The organism is Mesorhizobium xinjiangense (genome assembly GCF_009749525.1).
Classification (GTDB): Bacteria; Pseudomonadota; Alphaproteobacteria; order Rhizobiales; family Rhizobiaceae; genus Mangrovimarina; species Mangrovimarina xinjiangensis.
The window spans coordinates 101681-120018 of the sequence record NZ_WOAC01000011.1 but is presented as its reverse complement, the minus strand read 5'-3'; the positions used below and the strand labels follow the sequence as shown (position 1 = coordinate 120018).

Below are 18338 nucleotides of genomic sequence, written 5' to 3'. Positions count from 1 at the left end.
GGGATGCTCGGCCGCAGTTGCACCGGCCCGCCCGCTCCGCGGGCCGGGGGATGTCTTCGGGAAGAAGACGCAGAAGGACCGGTAAGTCGCCGCGTCCCGAAACCCTGAGAAGGAGCATCCCCATGGAAATCAAGATTGTCGATCCGCGTTCGCTGATAGAAAATCCTGACCGGGCCCGCCGGAGCAAATCCAGCCCGCAGGCAGACGCATTGCTGCTGGCGACCATCAAGGCCGTCGGCGTCGTACAACCGCCCGTCGTTGCCCCACAGACTGATGGCGGCAACGGCTTCGTCATCCAGTTCGGTCACCGCCGCGTGAAACAGGCAATCGCCGCGGGAATTGAGGAGATCGCCGTTCTGGTCGGCGAAGCGGCCGAAGATGGCGGTGCGATGCGCTCGATGGTCGAGAACATCGCCCGCGAAAACCTCAATCCTGTCGATCAGTGGCGCGCGATCGAGCGGCTGGTTGCACTCGGTTGGACCGAGGAGGCGATTGCCGTCGCTCTCGCCCTGCCGGTACGTCAGATCAAGAAGCTTCGCCTGCTCGCCCACGTGCTGCCGGCTATGCTCGACCATATGGCCAAGGGCGACATGCCCGACGAGCGTCAGCTCCGCATCATCGCGGCCGCCTCGCTCGACGAGCAGAAGGAAGTATGGAAGGCGCACAAGCCGTCCAAGGGCGATCCGCAGGTTTCGTGGTGGAGCGTCGCAAACGGCCTGGCGAAGACCCGCATGTATGCGCGCGATGCCAGCTTCGGCGATGACCTTGCGCAGGCATATGGCATCGCGTGGGTCGAGGATCTGTTCGCGCCAGCGGATGAGGACAGCCGCTATACCACCAATGTGGAAGCCTTCCTGGGCGCCCAACAGGAATGGATGACGAACAATCTTCCCAAGAAGGGCGTCATCACCGAGGCGAACACCTGGGGCCAGCCCGAACTGCCGAAGAAGGCAGAGCGCGTCTATGGCAAGCCGTCGAAGTCCGATCACGTTGCCATGTATCTCGACCGCGACGGCAAGGTGCAGTCAGTCCACTACCGCATGCCTGAGGACAAGAAGAAGGCCAAGGGCAATGGCGCGGCCGAGGAGCCGGTTGTGGTCTCGAAACCTCGCCCTGATGTCACGCGCAAGGGCATCGACATGATCGGCGATCTGCGTACGGATGCGCTGCATGAGGCGCTCGCTCGGGCGCCGATCGAAGACGATACGCTGATGGCGCTACTGATTCTGGCATTCGCCGGCCAGAACGTCCGCGTCGACTCTGGCGCTGGTGGCGACTTCCGCTTCGGCAATCGCTTCGGGCGTCATGCCGCCATGCTGTTCGATGCCCAGGGCAAGTTCGCCTTCGACGCGGACACGTTGCGCGTCGCCATGCGCAACGTGCTTATCGATGTTCTCTCGTGCCGGGAGAACATCAGCAAATCCGGCATTCTGGCGCTCGTTGCGGGCGAGGTGCTTGGCGCCGATGGGTTCTTGCCGAACATGGGCACGGAAGAGTTCCTGTCCTGCCTCTCCCGTCCGGCGCTCGAAGCCTCGTGCGTCGACACGCCGGTCCTGCCGCGTCAGCGAGTCAAGGACACCCGCGCTGCCTTGGTCGAGCACTTCAAGGAGGGGCATTTCGTGCATCCCGCGGCCTTGTTCGCGCCGGATGCAGAAGGCCTCGCCGCGTGGCTCAAGAAGAATGAGACCGTCGAAGAGTCTGAAGACGACGATGCGCCGGAGCATCAGGACGAACTCACTGAAGATTCGGCCCCAGCGGACGGCGATCTCAATGACGAATACTCCGAAGGCTTCCGCGAGGCGGCCGAGTAACAGGCCTCCCACTGCCTTCCGACGTCACCCCGCCGCCGGCACCACCGGCGGCGGTTCTATTTTCACACCGTAAAAACTGGAGAAACCCATGTCCGCACATTTGGTTTTTGAGCACGCCCCGTTGGGTTCGATCATAGAATTCAACGATGGCACTCCACGTCCTCCCGAACGCCACCGCAAGAAGCTTCAGGCCTGGCTTGAGCGCAACAACCGCGGTCGGCTCATCCGCAAACGCGGAAAAACGATGGTCGGCTATACCGACATCCCGGCCGAGATCACTCTGCACATGCAGGATATCGGGAGCCGCTCCGTTATCGTTATGCGCGTCTTGCGCAGCTTTTCGGTCAATACCGATCTCAGCTTCTCGATCGTTGAGCGTCCGGCGGCGGGATCGGTGTTGGTTCTGGAGCGACCAGGTCCTGACGCAGAGTTGGTCCATGTCGGCGACAACGGGCAGGACGCAGAGGAATGGCTGACGCGGCATGGCTATCCGAATGCAGTCCTTAAGGAGGTCACCGCCGACGAGGCCGCGGCCGATGTTGTCGAGGGGAGGACGGCAGCATGAACGCCATCGATCTTCCGGCCCAGCCGGATGCGACCCCCGGATCTCCGGGGGTTTCATTTGGCCGCAGCGCCGACGGCATGACCGTCGCGCTCGTCGGCGATACGGCTTTCGCCATGGCGCCGGCCCGTGATGGCCGGCCTTTCCTTGTCGCGGCATGGCGACTCCGCAAGCCGATGGACGAATGGACCCGCGAGGATTTCTACGGTCATTCCGGGGATCTTGCCGACGAGGCGGCATTTCGAGCCCGCGTGCTGGAAAACGCTGAGCATCAACGCGAAAAACGTGCGCTGGGCCGCACGGAAATCCATTCCCGTGCCAACACGCCCTGGGGCGCATCGCAGGGTGCGACCGTCTTTGCCGAGGGCGTCACCTGCCACTCCACGGCAGGGCACGGCGGCTTCCACCTTTCAAGCGAACGGAACCGCAGGGTTCACCCCAAGCTTCGGGCACCGGGCGGATGGTACGAAGAGGATGAGTGCTGGGCAATTGTTGCGCTCACCTACCCGCATCTCTTCACTGCCTTTGAGCGGCGCTGCGCGGAACGAACGATCAAGGATTCCTGGCCGGATGCCTGGGAGACGATCTTCGGCACCGTCCTGCAGCCGGGCGAATCCCGCACGAAGGACCAACGAGCCTTCGAGCTTGAACACGCCAACGACTGGATCGTGATCTCGGCGATCACGTCCAGCCACGAAAAGGGTTTCGTCGAATGCGTCGCGACCCCTGGCGGCAAACGCGGCGCCGGAACCGAGGAACGGCGCTTTCTTGTCCCCTCGTCAGAATATGACGTCGGTCAGTTCGGTTTCGTGATCGATCCCGGTCGGCACCGTGTCTATGGCGGGCCATCCGACTTCATCGGCTGGCAGCGCGGGAGAGTGGCATGATCGTGTCATGCGACCGCCGCGCGCAGCTACTTCGTATGGAGGAGGCTCGCCGGCAGACCCAGCACCAGCTCGACATCATCGAGCGCCAGATCACGCGCCGCATGACGGCGCTGATCCCAGGCCTGAAACCAAAACGCACGGCGTATCGCGGGGGAAAGCCGCCCGATGCGAGCGCGTTCCTTGAACGCTATCGCGCCAATCTGGCGGCCATCACCGCCGAGCGGCAGCCCGAGATCGACGCATTGTCACGCAAGCTCGCGCGACAGGACAAGGCCATCGCCGCCTTGCGGGAGCGGCTGTTGCCAGCCAATGCCCAGGCTGCGTGATCACGACACACCAATCAGCATCAAGAAAGGAGGACCACAATGCCGCTCTATACGATCGAGGCCACCTATCGCCTGCCCGTTTATCGGCAGCGCACCTATGAAGCGACGACGTCCGAGGCCGCCTGCGAGTTGGCGATCGCGGACGAAGGCTGGGGAGACGGCAAGGAGGATGTCGAGACCTCCGGCGAAACCTATGTGACCGGCATCTGGAAGGGCCGAACGGCCTATGCTGGAACGACCATTGCCGTGCCCGATCGGTTCGATGAAACCATTCAGCGCAAGGCCGATTTCTTTGATGATCTCCTCGCTCTGTTGAAGGAACCCGCCCGGCCAATGGGATTATCGCGGCATGAGTTTGAGCATTGGCTTCCGCGAGCAATGGCGACGATCGCGAAGGCAGACGCCATCGTTGCCGACGCGGCGAGAGGACGCTGAGATGAGCAAGCCAGATGACCTGCACGCCGGACACTATGTAGCGACGGCAACTGTCTACGGAAATCGGCGCAACCTTTTTTACTTTGCGCCGGGAAAGGAACGCCACATCGGCACGCTTGTCGCGGGTTCCCGGTCGCAGATCGACCGGTTCGATGACGATTGCGAGCGGATCGTGCGTGCACTCGATCTCTACGATACAGCAGCTGCCGCGGTTGGGGGCGGCCGAACCGTTGATGACGGGGAGGGCGCCCCATGAGCCGAGGATTTCGGGAAGCCCCGACTCACCCGCTTGTCGAGCATTGGGACGACGAGCGCGAATTGGGCAACGGGATCATCGTGACCCTTCGGCTAGGTCACTTCTTCTATGACGATTGTGGCGTCATGGGTTTCGATGCGGTGAAGGACGCGCTGAGCGCCATTCGGGAGCTTGCCAGGCGGCAACGAGACGGTGCGAATCGACCGTAAGCTCATGCCGAGCGTCACCCGGTCGATGGTGCCGGCGTCCGTCCGGACACCGCGTCGCCGATCGTCATGTCGGACGCGAGCGCGCGCACTTGCTGCTGGCGTGCTTCAGATGTGCAAGGGATCTGCGGATACGGACCCGGTGCATTCGGTACATTTATGAGCTACCTTGGCCAAAACGCGCGAGGGACTGGAAATGGACGAACCGACCTGGGCCGCTTTCCAGCGGCTTCTCAAAATTGCTAGGAGCGATACCGGCCAAGCCCGGCGGGTCGCGAATTTCATTCTCGCATGGTGGAACGCGGAGAGTCTCGGCGGGTTCGATATTGCGGATCTATTCGCGGTCGATCGAAAGATTGCGGCGGACATGGCCGTGGTCTTTTCCTGGCTCGCCCGGCAGGACGACGCGGTCTATGCGACGGAGCATCGCGCCGAAATCGAAGCAATTATCGCCGAATGGCGTCCGGAGGTCTGGGCCCGGTCGAACGAGCCGGCCTGATATCGGCCGAGCTCAACGTTTGCGCACGAGCTCGGTGCGCAGCTCCAGCCCCTTGATCGTGTCGTGCCGGCAGTCGATTTCTTGCGGTTTGTCCGTCAGCCGGATCGGCTTGATAACCGTGCCCTGCTTGAGCGTCTGGCCAGCGCCTTTCACTTTCAGGTCCTTGACCAGCACGACCGAATCTCCGTCTGCCAGCACATTTCCGGAGGCGTCCCAAGCTTCTAACACCGGGGCACCAGAGGCTGCAGCGATCTGCCAAGCCGGCACCCATTCCCGGGTCACATCGTCGTAGACGTAGTCTTCATCGCTCTGGTCCTTGGCGGCCATATCGCAGGGCGGAACGCATTTGCCAATCCCACCGAATGGCTCTCGCAGGCCGCTTCGGGGAGCGAAGCAACTGATCTTCGATGGTGGCGGCGGCTGTTGATCCCGGTGGCTCGGCAGGCACGCTGGCCATGGGCATGGGAGATCTCTTTCCTGTCGACGGTCGGTCCAGACTGTTCCTTGCCGGCTCATCCCCTCGGGTTTTGCTGCGGTCTTAAACCGGCTGCCGTTGGCTTCAAGGTCGCGTTCCGCGCCGCGAGGCGGCCGGATATCGCCGGTCTCGCCAAGCCAGGCCCGCGTCCTGCGCAAGGGCTGAAAGCCCTGCTTGTCCGCAAACCTGTCTTGCTCGCCGCTGGCGCTCCCGGACCCTGAAGCCCCCGTCTGACGCCGGTTTTTCCTGACCGCACCCGAAGGGAAGACCGGCAAGGGCCGATCCGAGCCTTCGGCGAACCGAAGGAAAGGACTTTCCCATGACCAAGACCGCTCGCGCTTCCCGCAAGACAGCCAAGGTTCTCCCGCTACGCAAGGCCACCACCCTCGAAATGGTCAGGCTCTGCTGCCCGGACGCGGCTATGGCCGAGCAGATCGCCGAGGCGTTTGGCCTTGCGGTCCTAGACAGTGATGGCATCCGTGACCTGCACGAGCGCATGATCGTCGAGACCGCCGATGCGCTCAGCGAGGGCCTGGGCGAGCGGGCGATGCAGATCCATCTGCAGCGGATCGTCGGCTCCTATGTCGGGTCCGCCCACGGCGCCGGCCAGTTCTACTCCCGCGCGGTCACCGAGGCCAAGGACGCGACAAGCAGGCTCGCCAACGACATCCGCGACGAAGACCTCGACGGCCCGGTCGGTTTCGACAGCGTCGCCCAGCGCAAGCGCGAGTTCGCTGCCGATATGTGCCTTCAGTCCCATGCGCTACGCATGGCGGCCGAGGGTGTCGTTGCCGCCTACGAGCAGGTCGTCGGCGAGAAGTGGAAGCCGTTCGAGCGCGCCGTCGAGCATCCCGGCCAGGCAGTTGATCGCAAGGCCGTCGAACTCCAGATGGCGGCTTTCGGCTAAGCCGCCCCGGCGAGGCTTCGGCCTCGCCCCTTTTGCCGTTGTAATCGGGCCGGTCTCAAGCGAGGCTGGCCCTTTTTCATGTTGCTATGAGGTGGCGCGCCCGCGTGGGCTCAACGGAAATTTTTCCGCATCGTCATTCCAAGGGTCGAAGACAAACGCCCCGGACGGCCGTGCGTCCTTCACATTGCGCGTGACCAGATAGAGATCGAGATTGATCGCTGTTGCGGCAAGCATCGTGTCGATGACTGGCGGCGCGTGACCGCTTTCCCGCTTCACCTTCCCCGATATCCTTCCCCATTTTCGCACGATGTCGTCATCGAGCGACACGACCCGTCGACCGAACCGCTCGGCAAGCGCGTCGCGCGCCGCAATGTAGCGCGGCCGGTCCTCGTGATCGGGTGGAAGGTTGTGGATGCCCTTGTCGTACTCCGCCAGCGTCAGCACGCTGATGTGGAAGGTTTCCTCGTCCTGACCTGCGGCCCAGGTCTTTACAGAGGGCGCGCCGCGCGGATTGATCAGGGCGGCCACGACGTTTGTGTCGAGCAGCCAGCCCTTCAAAGTTCGACGTCCCGGCCGCGATCCATCTCGCGCTCCAGATCGAGTTCCTCGAGATGCAGGCTTTCCATGAACGCGACAAACGGCGCGCGGGGCTTTTGTGGCGCCAGCCTGTCGAACTCTTCGACACTCATGACGACGACCGCATCGCGGCCACGCACGGTCACGCGCTGAGGCCCTTCCTCGCGCGCGTGACGGACCACCTCGCTGAAACGCGCCTTGGCTTCTTCCAGCTTCCAGCGTCCGGTGGCCGTTCGGCTGGCGGGCTTTTTGCCCCTGATCAGTTCTGCCTGCTTACCCATCGGTCCTACACCTAGTCAGATAGTCAGATACATAGCGCGTCCGGCGCTGAAATTAAAGACCAAGGATAGGCAAGGGTCGGAGAAATGCCGCTCGCGGCCCCGTTCCGGACGCTGGTCCTGCCGGGGATCGGCGGTTCGCGCAACGGCTTCGCCGTCCTCCACTTCGTTCCGGCCTCGTGACCACCCCATCGCGCAGGCGCGACGGGGACCCCGGTCGGGTGCGCGCCCTTCCGCCTCCCCGGCCGACGGACCCCGTAACGGGGCCGCGATCGGCGCGGCCTCCTCAACGGAGGTTCGAAGAAAATGAGTAGGAAAGAAAACGGATCGCGCGCCGACATCTATGTAAGGATCACCGAAAAGATCGTCGAGGAGCTGGAAAAGGGCGTTCGGCCGTGGGTGCAACCCTGGCGGGCGAGCCACGCGAAGGGCCGCATCACGCGCCCATTGCGCCACAACGGCGAACCATACACTGGCATGAATGTTCTGCTTCTCTGGTCGGAAGCGATGGCGAACGGTTACGCTACTCCGATCTGGATGACGTTCCGCCAGGCCGGCGAGCTTGGGGCGCACGTCCGCAAGGGCGAGACCAGCTCGACTGTCATCTATGCCAGCCGGTTCACCAAGACAGAGACCGATGCGCAAGGCAGCGAGGTCGACAGGGAAATCCCCTTCCTGAAAGCGTATGGGGTGTTCAACGTCGAGCAGATCGAAGGCCTGCCGGACCACTATTATCACAAGCCCGAGCCGGTCGAAGATCCGATCGAACGAATCGAACATGCCGATCGCTTCTTTACCAACACCGGGTCCGAGATCCGGCATGGCGGTTCGCAGGCGTTCTATTCGCCGTCCTCGGGCCACATCCAGATGCCGCCGTTCGAGACTTTCCGTGACGCCGCGTCTTACGCTGCCGTCCTCGGACATGAGCATGTCCACTGGACGGCGGACCCTCGTCGCGTCGGCCGAGACCTCAGCCGCTATTCCAAAGATCGGAGCGAACGCGCGAGGGAGGAGCTGGTCGCGGAGATCGGCTCCGCACTCCTTTGCGCCGATCTCGGCATCGTGCCGGAGCTGGAGCCGCGCCCCGATCACGCCAGTTACGTTCAATCGTGGTTGCGCGTTCTTCAGGGGGACAAGCGTGCGATTTTTCAGGCGGCGGCGCACGCGCAGCGAGCGGTCGCTTTCCTTCATCAGCTCCAGCCGCAGGTGAAGACTGAAAGGGAGGCGGCGTAATGGCGCCACTTCCTTCTTTCCGGTTGCTGATCCTCGCCTGCTCGGCGACCAAGCGCGAAGGGCCGGCCTACATGCCGGCCATCAAGCGCTATGATGGCCCGCTCTGGCAGACATTGCGCCACGTCGATCCGGATGGAACGAAGGCCCGCGTCGCCGTCCTCTCCGCCCACTACGGGTTTCGTGACGCTCGCACGCCGATCGAAACTTACGACAAGCGCATGACCGAAGAGACCGCCATCGCCATGAAGGCGGGCGGCCTGGTGACGCGCTGGCCACGTCCAAAAACGCAGCGGCGCGTGATGCCGTCCGGCGAACATCCAGGAATGCACATCGGCAGCATGACCGCCTTTAGGCGATGTCCGTTTGCCGAAGTCGCTCTCGTGGGCGGTCATCTCTATCTCGACATCATGCGCCATTTCGTCGGACTGTTCCGCGACGGTGGCTATGTCGCCGCCGATGCTCGGATCACTGAGATCAACGGCCCGATCGGCCGTATGCGCCAGGAGCTGCGACTGTGGCTCGAGCAATACGATGCGGAAGCACGCTGATGCTCCACCCTCCATCGTTAACCGGGAAAGGTGCGGAACCTTTTTGTTCCGGCGCGCGGCCCTCCGCGAGAGGAAACCCACCTTTCTGGCAGGCTTGATGTCGCAAGCGCGCTCGCGCTTCTGGCCAAGCAGCGGAGCGCACGGTCACTCATCATCGCACGGTCAGCCCCGGCCGTTGTGGAGTGCCGCTCAGACTCCGACACGCGCGTAGATGCGGGCCTCCCGATGGAATTTGAAACTTTCTCCAGGGCTCCGTGACCAACGTTGTCGTCAAAACCAGGACGCGGCGGAGCATTGAGGGAGGCGCGCGACGATCGACCTGGCGGCCACGGCCGGCGTTCGATCCTGGCAATATAGTCGACGATGTTGTTGTTGCCGTTGACGAGGACCGCAGAACACCGATGATCGTAGGCTACCACCGCCTCCTTCCGGTTGGGTCATGGCGCACCCACGCAGACCTCAATGGATCTGGTGTGACCGGAGGCCGACTTCGTCTCGATCGCCTTTCCGCAACGGTCGTTTCCGATCTTTTTCCGCCGCCCGGCAGGCCGGGCTTTGCATCGCGAAGCAAAAAGACCGTCCCCGTCCGCCCTCCACTTCGTTCCGGCCCGGTGGGTGCGGAGCCGCTCGCCGCCGGTCCTTACACCGCCATCGAGGTCGCGATAGGCGCGGCCCGAGCAAACCCGAAAGGAAACAGTCATGGCTGTCATCGGCGAATTCACCACCAACGGCAACAACAGCATCGTCGGCTTCGTCCGCACCCTTAGCGTCAGCTTCAAGGCTCGCCTGAACCCGATCGAGCGTGTCTCGCGCGACGCCCCGGACTTCCGCGTTACCGCCGGAAACAACGTCGAGGTCGGCGCCGGCTGGAAGCAGGTCTCCAATGACGGCGAGGAATACGTCTCCGTCAAGCTGGACGATCCGAGCTTCAACGCCCCGATCACGGCGGCGCTTTGGCCGAGCGAGCAGGAGGGAGCATACGCCCTCATCTGGAACCGCCCGAAGCGGGAGAGCTGATCCCCGCCAAGATGGAGCCCCGCCGCCAAGGCGGGGTTCCCTACGCGCGTGATGAACCCGCAAGCAGGCATCGAGCCTGCTGGCGGGTTGTCGGGCGTGCAACCGGGACCGGGGTGTCTGCTCAGATCATCCGAGGATGCCATGGCGACCCGAAGGCCTCAAGGACGAGCGGTCCCCCCAAAATGCTGACGCATTTCGGCTCCCCCACTCGCCGGCTCCGCCGGTCGCTACGCGATCCCTGACCCCTCCGGCCCACCATGACCGCCGATGTCATCTTTCACCAACATCAAGGAGATGACCAATGTTGATCGATCAGCACATCGAGGAGCTGCGTGCCGAGCTGCGAAATGCCGTCTATCAGGACGAGCGTCGCTGGATCGAGACCGAACTGGAGAAGGCACTTGCCGAGCGTGAGGAGATCTGGGCCGAGATGGAGGGCCTGATCAGCGCCGAGCCTCCCTTTTAGGGAGGCTTTGATCAGCGCCGCATCGCTTACGTGCGGCGCTGACGACTTTCGGATGCGAGCGAGTGCGCATCTGCCCGTCCCGGCTCAGCCGTTGAGGGCATCCTTGATCGCCTTCGCCGGTGTGAAGGTCAGCTTTTTCGAGGCCGCAATCTTGATCGTCGCACCAGTCGAAGGGTTCCGGCCTTCGCGTTCCGGGGTATTTTTGATTTTGAATTTGCCAAATCCGGGCACGCTGGTTTCAGCGTTGGTCTTGGCCGCGTCCACAATCTGGTGGAACACGCTCTCAACGATCGACTTGGCCTGAGCTTTGGTCAGGCTCTGCTCGGATGCGATCTTGTCGGCAATCTCATTCGTTGTTGTCATTGAAATACCTTTGTGTTGGAAAGCCCCAACCACCTATGACAACGAATGCCTCCCTTCGGAAGAGGCCGGCCAGCTCATCATCTGCGAAAATCCACCGAAAACGGCCGGAATTCATGGGTTCAAGGCGGTTTCGGCATCTGCTCTTCCTGAGCCGGCTCAATCCCGATAGCCGCGCCGCCGCTTGGTTCGTTCCAGCTTAGCCATAGTCGCCCCCGCCTCTTCGGCCTGATCGAAGGTTTCCATCATGGACTGGCCGTTCGTGCCGATCCGGCCCCAGTTGCGGATGACGGACGCGCCACCGAACAATGTCGGCTGGATGGCCAGCGTATAGAATCGGCGCATATTCTGCGACGGATCGATGCGGCGAAGATGAACCGGACCTGTCTCTTCGTTCTCCATGGCTGGAGTCTCGCTTCCTTTGGAAGCGGCGTCCAACGCATTTCGTGAATCGCTCGGGCATGACCGATTCATTTCAGTGATGGCCCCTTGGGGGCAGTTGCTGTTCCCTACAGCATGGTGGTGTCGTGCCAGTACGATGATTTTCGACCGGAGGGATTGGGCGCCGCCGCTCGGGGAGCGAACGGCTCTACTCGCGACGCAAGGCGGCGCTTACGAAGCCCGCAAGCGGTCTCTGCCATTCGGTGACGATCCTCGCGCAGCGCCTCGAGGGCACAGAAAAACGGGCAAGGTCCGCGTGGCGTATGGGATGGTACAGAGCCGGCTGGTCACCGGATACGGACCGCGCCCTTTGGGCGCGGGTCTTCCTCTGAACGTCCTAGTGTACGCCAGCCCATCCGGCGTCAATGACGGCGCGGCACCTCCAATTTTCTGCCGACACCCTGGCGGGCGCCTCCAGAAAATGGGCACCTCCGCTTGCCGCGGGACGGCCGCGTTCCGCGGTCATTGACCCCTCTGGTCTACAGCGTGGGCTCCTTGCCGTCAGAAAGACGAAAGGAGTTCATGATGACAAACATCTTCAATCCATACTCGCGTCTCGGCAGCGTCGAAGCGATCCGCCACGAAGTCCTTGTCCGACTCGATCAGTGCAGGACGGAGTTTTCCCGGGCCATGCATGTCAGGCTTCTGGAGATGCTCGATGAAATGCGTATCGATATAGAGAGCGAGCTTCCGATGTGGATCGAGCTGGACGCAAACCGGCACAAGTCGGAGTCGGACGCATTCCTGTTCGACCTCTACTTCGAGCGCCCGTGCTGCGATCAGCGCTGGATCAACGAAGGGCCGTTCTCCGTTCTCGAAGAGATCAGCGTCCTTGTTCACGGAGACGAGCCTGGCATCGTCTGCGGCGTGACGCTGGATCACACTCTGGTCCCGGCGTCCGAGCTCGACGGCCTTGATGAAATCTTCGCCGAAATCGAGCGCGAGATCGGCGTGCGTTTCATTGCCGCGCGGGTCAAGCGCAACGCTGCGGCGTAGGAGACCCCCCTGTCCGACGCTCGGGGAGGCGGCTTTGGTCGCCTTCCTGAATTCGATCTCGCATATCGGGCAGCGCTATTGCCGGCTAGTCGCCGGATGCGGTCGCGTCCCCTGGCGGGCCGCGGGCTGATCTACCTCTGACGTCCCAGTGTGCACCCGCCACTGCGGCGTCAAGGACATCGCGGTCCCCCCCAAAATTCTTGCGCATTTCGGCTCCCCCACTCGCCGGCTCCGCCGGTCGCTCACGCGATCCCTGACCCCTCGCGCCTACGGTGCGGGCACCTTCCATTAGAAACGAAAGGAGACTTTCCTATGAATTCCTCGCAAGCGCTCAACCTCATTGTGAAGCTCGCTGGCTTCAAGCTCCTCGTGCGGGCCAACCGCTTCGGTTGCGACAGCGATTTCGCACGGGAGACCCATGATTACGTCATCGCCGTCCTCGACGGTTTCCGCGCGGAGCTGGCCGAATTGATCCACCTCGCATGCCAAGCCACATGCGAAACCGATCCAGATGAGCAGGATGACCTCATCTACCATCTGCTTCAACGCCAGAATGCAACGGAGCGCAACTGGTACGATTGCCAACCTCTCGAGGTAGGTGGATGGAATCGCTCGGAACCCGATGGTTCGTTTCGACATCCCGTCACTGGGAAAACCGAGTTCGCTGACGAAATTCCGCGCGTCATCGATATCCCCCGAGAACGCTTGTGCGGTCTGCCCGCCATTCTCGATGACATCGAGATCGAGTGCGGAATAGCGTTCACCTACGACATGGTCATCTACAAGCCAAGGCCGCGCAATCCCGAGGCGACGAAGACGATGCCGGCTTTCGACCCAGACGCCGAAATCCCGTGGTAACGGCTACCGGGGAGGCGGCGCTGTCGCCTTCCCTTTTCTTTCCCGATGCTTCTGCTCTGGCGGATACGGTGTGCAGGACATCGAACCGGATCGACCGGCCCGCAGTCCTCTATGAGAGGGGGAAGCCGCCCTCTCAAACTCTCCCCGGAAGGGGCAGGGCAAGCCCCGCCCCCTCCAACTCCCCCACCCCTGGAAAGGGGTGGTCCACCCCCTTCCAGACCTTCCCCATCTATACGGACGCGGCCCCTGGTCGGGGCCGCGGGCTATCTCTCTCTGACATGGCATTTTGCACCCGCCACTCCGGCGTCAAGGACGAGCGGTCCCCCCAAAATGCTGTCGCATTTCGGCTCCCCCGCTCGCCGCCGCTGGCGGTCGCTTTGCGATCCCTGACCCCTCGCGGCTACGGTGCGGGCCCCTTCCGTCAGAAAGACGAAAGGAGACTTCATATGACCCACCGGAAAATCATCTCAATCGATGGAGGCAGCGCGGAATACTGGAGGCAGCGCAAACTGGGCTTCCGGATGATCCGCGAGGCGGAGCAGGCCGCGAAGCGACTGGAAAATGCGCCGATGTATATCGCAGGCAAGTGGGACGAGGACTATGGCGATTACGAGCCTGTTGAAAATCTCGGCCCTCTCGACGACATGGAGGATGCCATCCGGGCCATCGAGGCCAACGAAACGGCGGTCAGCATCCTTGTCGCGCAACGTCGCACCCACATCGGCAACTCTCCGATCATGGCGGTCATCCGCGAGCTGGGCCTGCCGAACGACAGCCGCATCGAGGATCCGGCCTTCAATCCGCTGTGGGGACCTGACGGCGACTGAGGTTCAGGCGAGAGGCGGCGGATGCCGCTTCTCGCCTTTGCCTGACGTTGGGAGCCAGACCAGCCGGTTCGACCGGCCGGCCTGGCTGTGAAAGGGGGGCAAGCCGCCCCTCTCAAACTCGCCCCATGAGGGAAGGGCAAGCCCCTCCCTCAAACCCCCTCCCAATGGGGAAAGGGGACGGTTCCCTCCACCCTTTCCCCAAACCCCTATCCCTCTCCCGGAAGGCCTTCGGCCACCACTCAGGACGGCAGGTTCGGCATCGGGCCGTTCGCGATATCCCACACCCACGCTGGCATGTCGCTTTCGCCGATCAGCTCGTCGAGCCTCTCGCGAAACGCGGCATCGGCATCGTCCGGCATCAGATAGAGGGCCGTCGTGTCCCCGCCGGCTTGCGTCACGACGAGGCTCGCCATCGGCTGGGCCGGTGGCAGGTTGTAGCGCAGCGACTTCACGAAACCCGCGCCGCTCTTTGTTAGCCGCTCGATCAACATCGCCTCATAGCTGGTCTCGATCGGAATCCAGTTCTCGTTGACCGCCATCAGGGCGATCGCTTCGACCGTCGCGACACCGGCCGCGCCGACGCCGAAGGTGGCGACGGCGACCAGATGCGAGTCCTGATTGGCGTCCCACAGCGCCAGCTCGTTGGCGAATGCTTTCCTCATGCGGTGCTTGATGTCTTCGGCGAGCATGAAGGGGAACCGCGGCGCGTGCTTCACCACGAGCTTCGCACCAATGCGCGACGGTGCGATCTCCTTCACTTCGCCGATCAGGATCGCCAGCGAACGGCGGTTGCGGTTTGAATGGATCGCCTTGCTCAGGAACTCGGCGCGGCGACGCATGATCGCATCCTCGCGTTTCGCGTCGAACATCTCCGGTATATAAAGAGAGTGGGCAAGCGGCTGTCCCTTCGCTATCGACGTAGCCGCGGCATCGAGAAGGAACTTTCGCAGCACCGCCCAGTTGCGCCGTCCGGACATTGCCGGGCGCCAGCGATTGAAGCCCGCGCGATCCCAAAGGTAATGCAGCATTGCCTTCAGCGACAGCTTCACGCCGTCGGTCTTTGCTTCGCTCGGCTGGGAGCCTTCGCCGACACCAGGCGCTGCGCGGCCGGATAGCTTCGATAGGCTGAAGCCGAGCTTCAGCGCAGTCGTGCCATCCTCGACATTCTCGATGATCGCCTCACCTTCCACCGACACCAGTCCGGACAATTCGGAAGGCGGCTCATAGGAATCGCAATCGACATCGTGCTGCGGCCCGGTCCCTGGCATTCGCTTCAGGATATGCCGATCGCCCGAACGCGCGATATACATCGCCACGCCTCCTGGAGAGCACAGGCAAAGCGGGTGCTCGTGGCGCGCGAATGCGCCGGCGAGCAACTCCTCGGGCGCCGCGGGGTCGAATGCGATATCGGTGGCGCCTATGCGGATGCGACGGCTCATTGCCGAACTCCGGCGGTCGATGCCGGTCCGTTGCACCAGCCGAAGTCTGGCCCGCCCCAGGGACGGGCCAGACCCTCGCGCACCAACATCTCGCCGAGCGAGATGTCTTCGCGCGCCACGATCCGCAGCTTGCGGCCGTAGCTGTCCTGGTCTCGCCAGCTGCTGATCAATCGGAACCTGCCGGCATTGAGCAGATCGAGCAGGCGCGTCTTCGCCATTTCCCCGGCCTGTGCCTCCCCCGCACAGTCCGGCTCGGAAATCTCGGGCGCGTCGATATCCGCAACGCGGATCTTCGTGCCCTTGAACCAAAAGGTGTCGCCATCGACGACGCAATTGGCGCGAACCGGACCAGAGCAGATTGTAAACTCCGCCCGGTGCTGATCACGCATTGGCGGCTCGAAGGATACCGGTATGTGCGCTTCCAGCTGTGCGGGCACAGCCCGTCTGCCGAACTGATCGCTGGTCAGCACAAATCCGACACCAACAAGGCAAAGGCCAAGGGCGGACAGCACAAGCGTTCTCGCGCTCATGACTCCTCTTTCTCCCGGTGGAATCGGTTCTTGCCGGTGACTGCCTTCATATCGTCGCGTCGGAACCAGATCGCGCGTCCGCAGCGCAGCGGCGCATTGCCGGCTGTGAACACGATCTGTTCGTCACCGCGCATTCGCAGCACCTCCTCGGGCAGGATCAGAGGCCGGGATACCAGTTGCTTCGACCGTGTCCGCGATGACCCCGACATCTGCGACGATCGACTGAGCTGGTCGACCTCAACCGTGGTGTTGCCGCAACGGCGCGAGATATAGTCCGCCGTTTCCGGGTCGTTGATGGCCGCGAACGACACCCATGATGCGCTTTCGAACCATTTGGAGGTGGCGTCTCGGCCGCCATAGGTTTCGCGCATCTGGCCAATCGACTGGAACAACAGCACAAGGCTGATACCGTACTTTCGTCCGGCGTCCCGTGCGGTTTCGAGAATGCGCAGATAGCCTAGCCGCGCCACCTCATCGAGAAGGAACAGAGTTCGGCCATTCACCTCTCCGTTCCGATTGTAGATCGCATTGAGCAGCGCCCCGACAATGGTGCGTGCGAGACCCGGATGGGTCTCAAGCGTCTTGAGGTCGAGCTGGACGAAGATGTCGGTCTTGCCCTCGGCGATGTCGTCGGTCGAAAAGCTCGAGCCCGACACCAGCGCGGCATAGTTCGGATAGCTCAACCAGTGGGTTTCCTTGACCGCATTGGCATAGACGCCGGAGAAGGTTTCCGGGGTCATGGCGATGAACGGCGCGACGTTCTCCTTCACGAAACCCGATGCTGAATTGTCGTAGATCTGCTGCAATCGCTCGCGCAGCTTCGGCTCGGGTTCCGACAGGTTGGCGCGCATCTGACGCAGATGCTGGTTTTCTTTTTCCGTATGGCCGGACAGGCAGACATCGGCGATCAGCGCGGTGATGAGCTGAAGCGCCGACGCCCGAAAGAAGTCGTCTCGGATTGATGTCGACCGGCCCGTGTCGGTAACCACCCAGTTGGCGACCGCCACCACATCCTCTTCCTTGGTGCCGCCGAAGCGGCCGATCCAGTCGAGGACGTTCACCCCGGTCGTCGGGTTCTTCGGATCGAGGACGAACACGTCTCGTCCGGCTTTGCGCCGATGCTCGATGACCATAGGCGCGACCTCATTGGAGGGATCGAGGGCGACCAGGCCGCCGCCCCATTTGAGCGCAGTCGGAACCGTTACGGATGTCGTCTTGAAACCGCCCGAACCGGCGAACGCCAACCCATGCGTGGAACCGAACGACGCGTCGAAGCAAAGCAGCGGAGATCTGCCACCCGCGCCCCACGTATCAGGATCGTCCGCGCGAAACCCGCGATCGGCGACGACATCCTTGTCGACGCGATAAGCCTCCCCGACGACGATGCCGCCAACGTCGGGGAAGAGGTGTTTGGCGGCGTTGAGCTCCATCCATTCAGCTTCGCCGTGAACCGCACGCTTGCCGCGCACGCGGCGCGGGCTCGATGGGGCAAAGGCGGCATTGCCGCGAAGCGCGACCCGCAGTGCAAAGACGCCGGCGACTGACGCGATTGTCGCGCCCATGGCTGTCGCCGGATCGATATAGGATGCAATGGTGCTACCTACCGGCAACGCGCCGGCGAACGAGCTCAACCGAAGCGCTTCCTGGACCACGGCGACTATCACGACCGCGAGCGTGCCGATCAGAACTCCAACACCCGCATAGCGAATTGCGGCCGCGCCTTTTGCAGCAAAGAGGAAGATAATCCCGGTTCCTGCCGCCGACACGTAGGGCAGAGCAATCCCGATCCGGCCGAGCATGATCTGCGCCTGCGGCGACTTCCCCAGGCTCGCCATCCATTGCTCGATGCCAGTGAGCGAAATGACCACGCAGACCATGATGATACACGGCGAGGCAAGCAGGGCGATCCTAGTCGGGGTCATGCGCGAACGCCTTTTCGCCGATTGTCAGCAGTCGCGCCCGCTCGCGTTCGTCGGCTCTGATCCGGCTGGCGCCGTCGATCAGAAGCCCGAGCAGCAGCGCACGCTTCTCATATCGCAAACCCGCCTTGGCAATCAGGCCGCCGAGCTGGATTTTCTCCCTGGCATCCTTCCGGCGCGCTTCGGTCTGGCTGGCTTGTCGCATGCGCTCAAGCTTCCCCAGGCGACCGCGCAGTCGCGCCAGACGCGACCGGCGAGGCCGCCGGCTTTCCCTGCCGGGCGCTGCCCTTGCGAAATTTGCCGGCAATCTCCTCGAGCGCGGATATCAGATCACCCTCCTCCACGTCGATGTCGCCGAGACCGGCCTTGAGGGCCAGACGTCCGATGCGCTCGGCCTCGCGTGTCTCGGCGGCTTTGAGCTGCTCCTGCAGGCGGGCGATTTCCTCGCGGATTTTCGAGGACGGTTTTTTCATTCCGGTGGCTCCC

26 protein-coding genes are annotated in these 18338 nt (G+C 62.9%); 16 read left to right on the top strand and 10 right to left on the bottom strand.

Features of this window, described 5'->3' with window-relative positions:
- Nucleotides 1-122 precede the first annotated feature (122 nt).
- The 8 genes from GM909_RS13280 (at nt 123) to GM909_RS13245 (ending at nt 4982) form a co-directional block, all read left to right on the top strand.
- Nucleotides 123-1811 (top strand): ParB N-terminal domain-containing protein, encoded by a 1689-nt coding sequence (locus GM909_RS13280; RefSeq protein ID WP_157016904.1) that lies wholly within the window; start codon nt 123-125, stop codon nt 1809-1811.
- A gap of 88 nt (nt 1812-1899) precedes the next feature.
- Complete coding sequence (locus GM909_RS13275) at nt 1900-2376, top strand: hypothetical protein (protein WP_157016866.1); 477 nt, start codon at nt 1900-1902, stop codon at nt 2374-2376.
- Entirely contained in the window at nt 2373-3260 is an 888-nt protein-coding gene (locus GM909_RS13270; protein WP_157016865.1) for a DUF7007 domain-containing protein, read from the top strand. Before GM909_RS13275 ends, GM909_RS13270 begins: the two co-directional genes overlap by 4 nt.
- Nucleotides 3257-3586 (top strand): hypothetical protein, encoded by a 330-nt coding sequence (locus GM909_RS13265; protein WP_198174240.1) that lies wholly within the window; start codon nt 3257-3259, stop codon nt 3584-3586. The genes GM909_RS13270 and GM909_RS13265 overlap by 4 nt, the downstream gene beginning before the upstream one ends.
- 39 nt (nt 3587-3625) lie before the next feature.
- Nucleotides 3626-4021 (top strand): hypothetical protein, encoded by a 396-nt coding sequence (locus GM909_RS13260; RefSeq protein WP_157016864.1) that lies wholly within the window; start codon nt 3626-3628, stop codon nt 4019-4021.
- A 1-nt stretch (nt 4022) separates the two neighbouring features.
- Entirely contained in the window at nt 4023-4277 is a 255-nt protein-coding gene (locus tag GM909_RS13255; protein WP_157016863.1) for a hypothetical protein, read from the top strand.
- Nucleotides 4274-4486, top strand: coding sequence for a hypothetical protein (locus tag GM909_RS13250; RefSeq protein ID WP_157016862.1), 213 nt, complete (start codon nt 4274-4276; stop codon nt 4484-4486). Before GM909_RS13255 ends, GM909_RS13250 begins: the two co-directional genes overlap by 4 nt.
- A gap of 166 nt (nt 4487-4652) precedes the next feature.
- Entirely contained in the window at nt 4653-4982 is a 330-nt protein-coding gene (locus tag GM909_RS13245; RefSeq protein ID WP_328600459.1) for a DUF7673 family protein, read from the top strand.
- Between the two features lie 12 nt (nt 4983-4994).
- On the opposite strand, the gene GM909_RS13240 is transcribed toward GM909_RS13245, so the two are convergent.
- Nucleotides 4995-5309: an alkylphosphonate utilization protein gene (locus GM909_RS13240; protein ID WP_157016861.1), complete on the bottom strand. Its 315-nt coding sequence runs from the start codon at nt 5307-5309 to the stop codon at nt 4995-4997.
- Nucleotides 5310-5776: 467 nt separating this feature from the next.
- Between GM909_RS13240 and GM909_RS13235 the strand changes: the two genes are divergently transcribed.
- A complete protein-coding gene (locus tag GM909_RS13235; protein ID WP_157016860.1) occupies nt 5777-6364 on the top strand; it encodes a hypothetical protein in 588 nt (195 codons plus the stop codon).
- A gap of 84 nt (nt 6365-6448) precedes the next feature.
- Here the strand turns inward: GM909_RS13235 and GM909_RS13230 are convergent, their stop codons facing one another.
- Together GM909_RS13230 and GM909_RS13225 are read right to left on the bottom strand one after the other, a co-directional pair.
- Nucleotides 6449-6922, bottom strand: coding sequence for a type II toxin-antitoxin system VapC family toxin (locus tag GM909_RS13230; RefSeq protein WP_157016859.1), 474 nt, complete (start codon nt 6920-6922; stop codon nt 6449-6451).
- The gene (locus GM909_RS13225; RefSeq protein WP_157016858.1) at nt 6919-7221 is read right to left on the bottom strand and encodes a type II toxin-antitoxin system Phd/YefM family antitoxin; all 303 of its coding nucleotides are present in this window, start codon (nt 7219-7221) and stop codon (nt 6919-6921) included. Before GM909_RS13225 ends, GM909_RS13230 begins: the two co-directional genes overlap by 4 nt.
- Nucleotides 7222-7524: 303 nt before the next feature.
- Between GM909_RS13225 and GM909_RS13220 the strand changes: the two genes are divergently transcribed.
- The 4 genes from GM909_RS13220 (at nt 7525) to GM909_RS25780 (ending at nt 10482) form a co-directional block, all read left to right on the top strand.
- Nucleotides 7525-8451, top strand: coding sequence for an ArdC family protein (locus tag GM909_RS13220; protein ID WP_157016857.1), 927 nt, complete (start codon nt 7525-7527; stop codon nt 8449-8451).
- A 71-nt stretch (nt 8452-8522) separates the two neighbouring features.
- A complete protein-coding gene (locus tag GM909_RS13215) occupies nt 8523-8999 on the top strand; it encodes a hypothetical protein (protein ID WP_235911878.1) in 477 nt (158 codons plus the stop codon).
- Nucleotides 9000-9698: 699 nt separating this feature from the next.
- On the top strand, nt 9699-10016 hold the full coding sequence (locus GM909_RS13210) for a DUF736 domain-containing protein (RefSeq protein ID WP_157016855.1): 318 nt from the start codon (nt 9699-9701) through the stop codon (nt 10014-10016).
- 301 nt (nt 10017-10317) lie between these two features.
- Nucleotides 10318-10482: a hypothetical protein gene (locus GM909_RS25780; protein WP_198174239.1), complete on the top strand. Its 165-nt coding sequence runs from the start codon at nt 10318-10320 to the stop codon at nt 10480-10482.
- 84 nt (nt 10483-10566) lie between these two features.
- Here GM909_RS25780 and GM909_RS13205 read toward each other — a convergent pair whose 3' ends face one another.
- Together GM909_RS13205 and GM909_RS13200 are read right to left on the bottom strand one after the other, a co-directional pair.
- Nucleotides 10567-10845, bottom strand: coding sequence for an HU family DNA-binding protein (locus GM909_RS13205; protein WP_157016854.1), 279 nt, complete (start codon nt 10843-10845; stop codon nt 10567-10569).
- Between the two features lie 156 nt (nt 10846-11001).
- Nucleotides 11002-11244, bottom strand: a complete 243-nt coding sequence (locus GM909_RS13200) for a WGR domain-containing protein (protein ID WP_157016853.1) — start codon at nt 11242-11244, stop codon at nt 11002-11004.
- Nucleotides 11245-11808: 564 nt separating this feature from the next.
- Between GM909_RS13200 and GM909_RS13195 the strand changes: the two genes are divergently transcribed.
- The 3 genes from GM909_RS13195 (at nt 11809) to GM909_RS13185 (ending at nt 13964) form a co-directional block, all read left to right on the top strand.
- Complete coding sequence (locus GM909_RS13195; protein ID WP_157016852.1) at nt 11809-12279, top strand: hypothetical protein; 471 nt, start codon at nt 11809-11811, stop codon at nt 12277-12279.
- Nucleotides 12280-12591: 312 nt separating this feature from the next.
- Nucleotides 12592-13137 (top strand): hypothetical protein, encoded by a 546-nt coding sequence (locus tag GM909_RS13190; protein ID WP_157016851.1) that lies wholly within the window; start codon nt 12592-12594, stop codon nt 13135-13137.
- Between the two features lie 446 nt (nt 13138-13583).
- Nucleotides 13584-13964 (top strand): hypothetical protein, encoded by a 381-nt coding sequence (locus GM909_RS13185; protein WP_157016850.1) that lies wholly within the window; start codon nt 13584-13586, stop codon nt 13962-13964.
- Nucleotides 13965-14203: 239 nt separating this feature from the next.
- On the opposite strand, the gene GM909_RS13180 is transcribed toward GM909_RS13185, so the two are convergent.
- Genes GM909_RS13180 through traC form a run of 5 tightly spaced genes read right to left on the bottom strand, consistent with a single transcriptional unit; the run spans nt 14204 to nt 18325 of the window.
- The gene (locus tag GM909_RS13180) at nt 14204-15403 is read right to left on the bottom strand and encodes a DUF1173 domain-containing protein (protein WP_157016849.1); all 1200 of its coding nucleotides are present in this window, start codon (nt 15401-15403) and stop codon (nt 14204-14206) included.
- Entirely contained in the window at nt 15400-15933 is a 534-nt protein-coding gene (locus tag GM909_RS13175) for a thermonuclease family protein (protein ID WP_157016848.1), read from the bottom strand. The genes GM909_RS13180 and GM909_RS13175 overlap by 4 nt, the downstream gene beginning before the upstream one ends.
- A complete protein-coding gene (traG, locus tag GM909_RS13170; RefSeq protein WP_157016847.1) occupies nt 15930-17855 on the bottom strand; it encodes a Ti-type conjugative transfer system protein TraG in 1926 nt (641 codons plus the stop codon). Before traG ends, GM909_RS13175 begins: the two co-directional genes overlap by 4 nt.
- On the bottom strand, nt 17842-18057 hold the full coding sequence (gene traD / locus GM909_RS13165; RefSeq protein WP_157016846.1) for a conjugal transfer protein TraD: 216 nt from the start codon (nt 18055-18057) through the stop codon (nt 17842-17844). The genes traG and traD overlap by 14 nt, the downstream gene beginning before the upstream one ends.
- 4 nt (nt 18058-18061) lie before the next feature.
- Nucleotides 18062-18325 (bottom strand): conjugal transfer protein TraC, encoded by a 264-nt coding sequence (gene traC, locus GM909_RS13160; protein WP_157016845.1) that lies wholly within the window; start codon nt 18323-18325, stop codon nt 18062-18064.
- Nucleotides 18326-18338 lie beyond the last annotated feature (13 nt).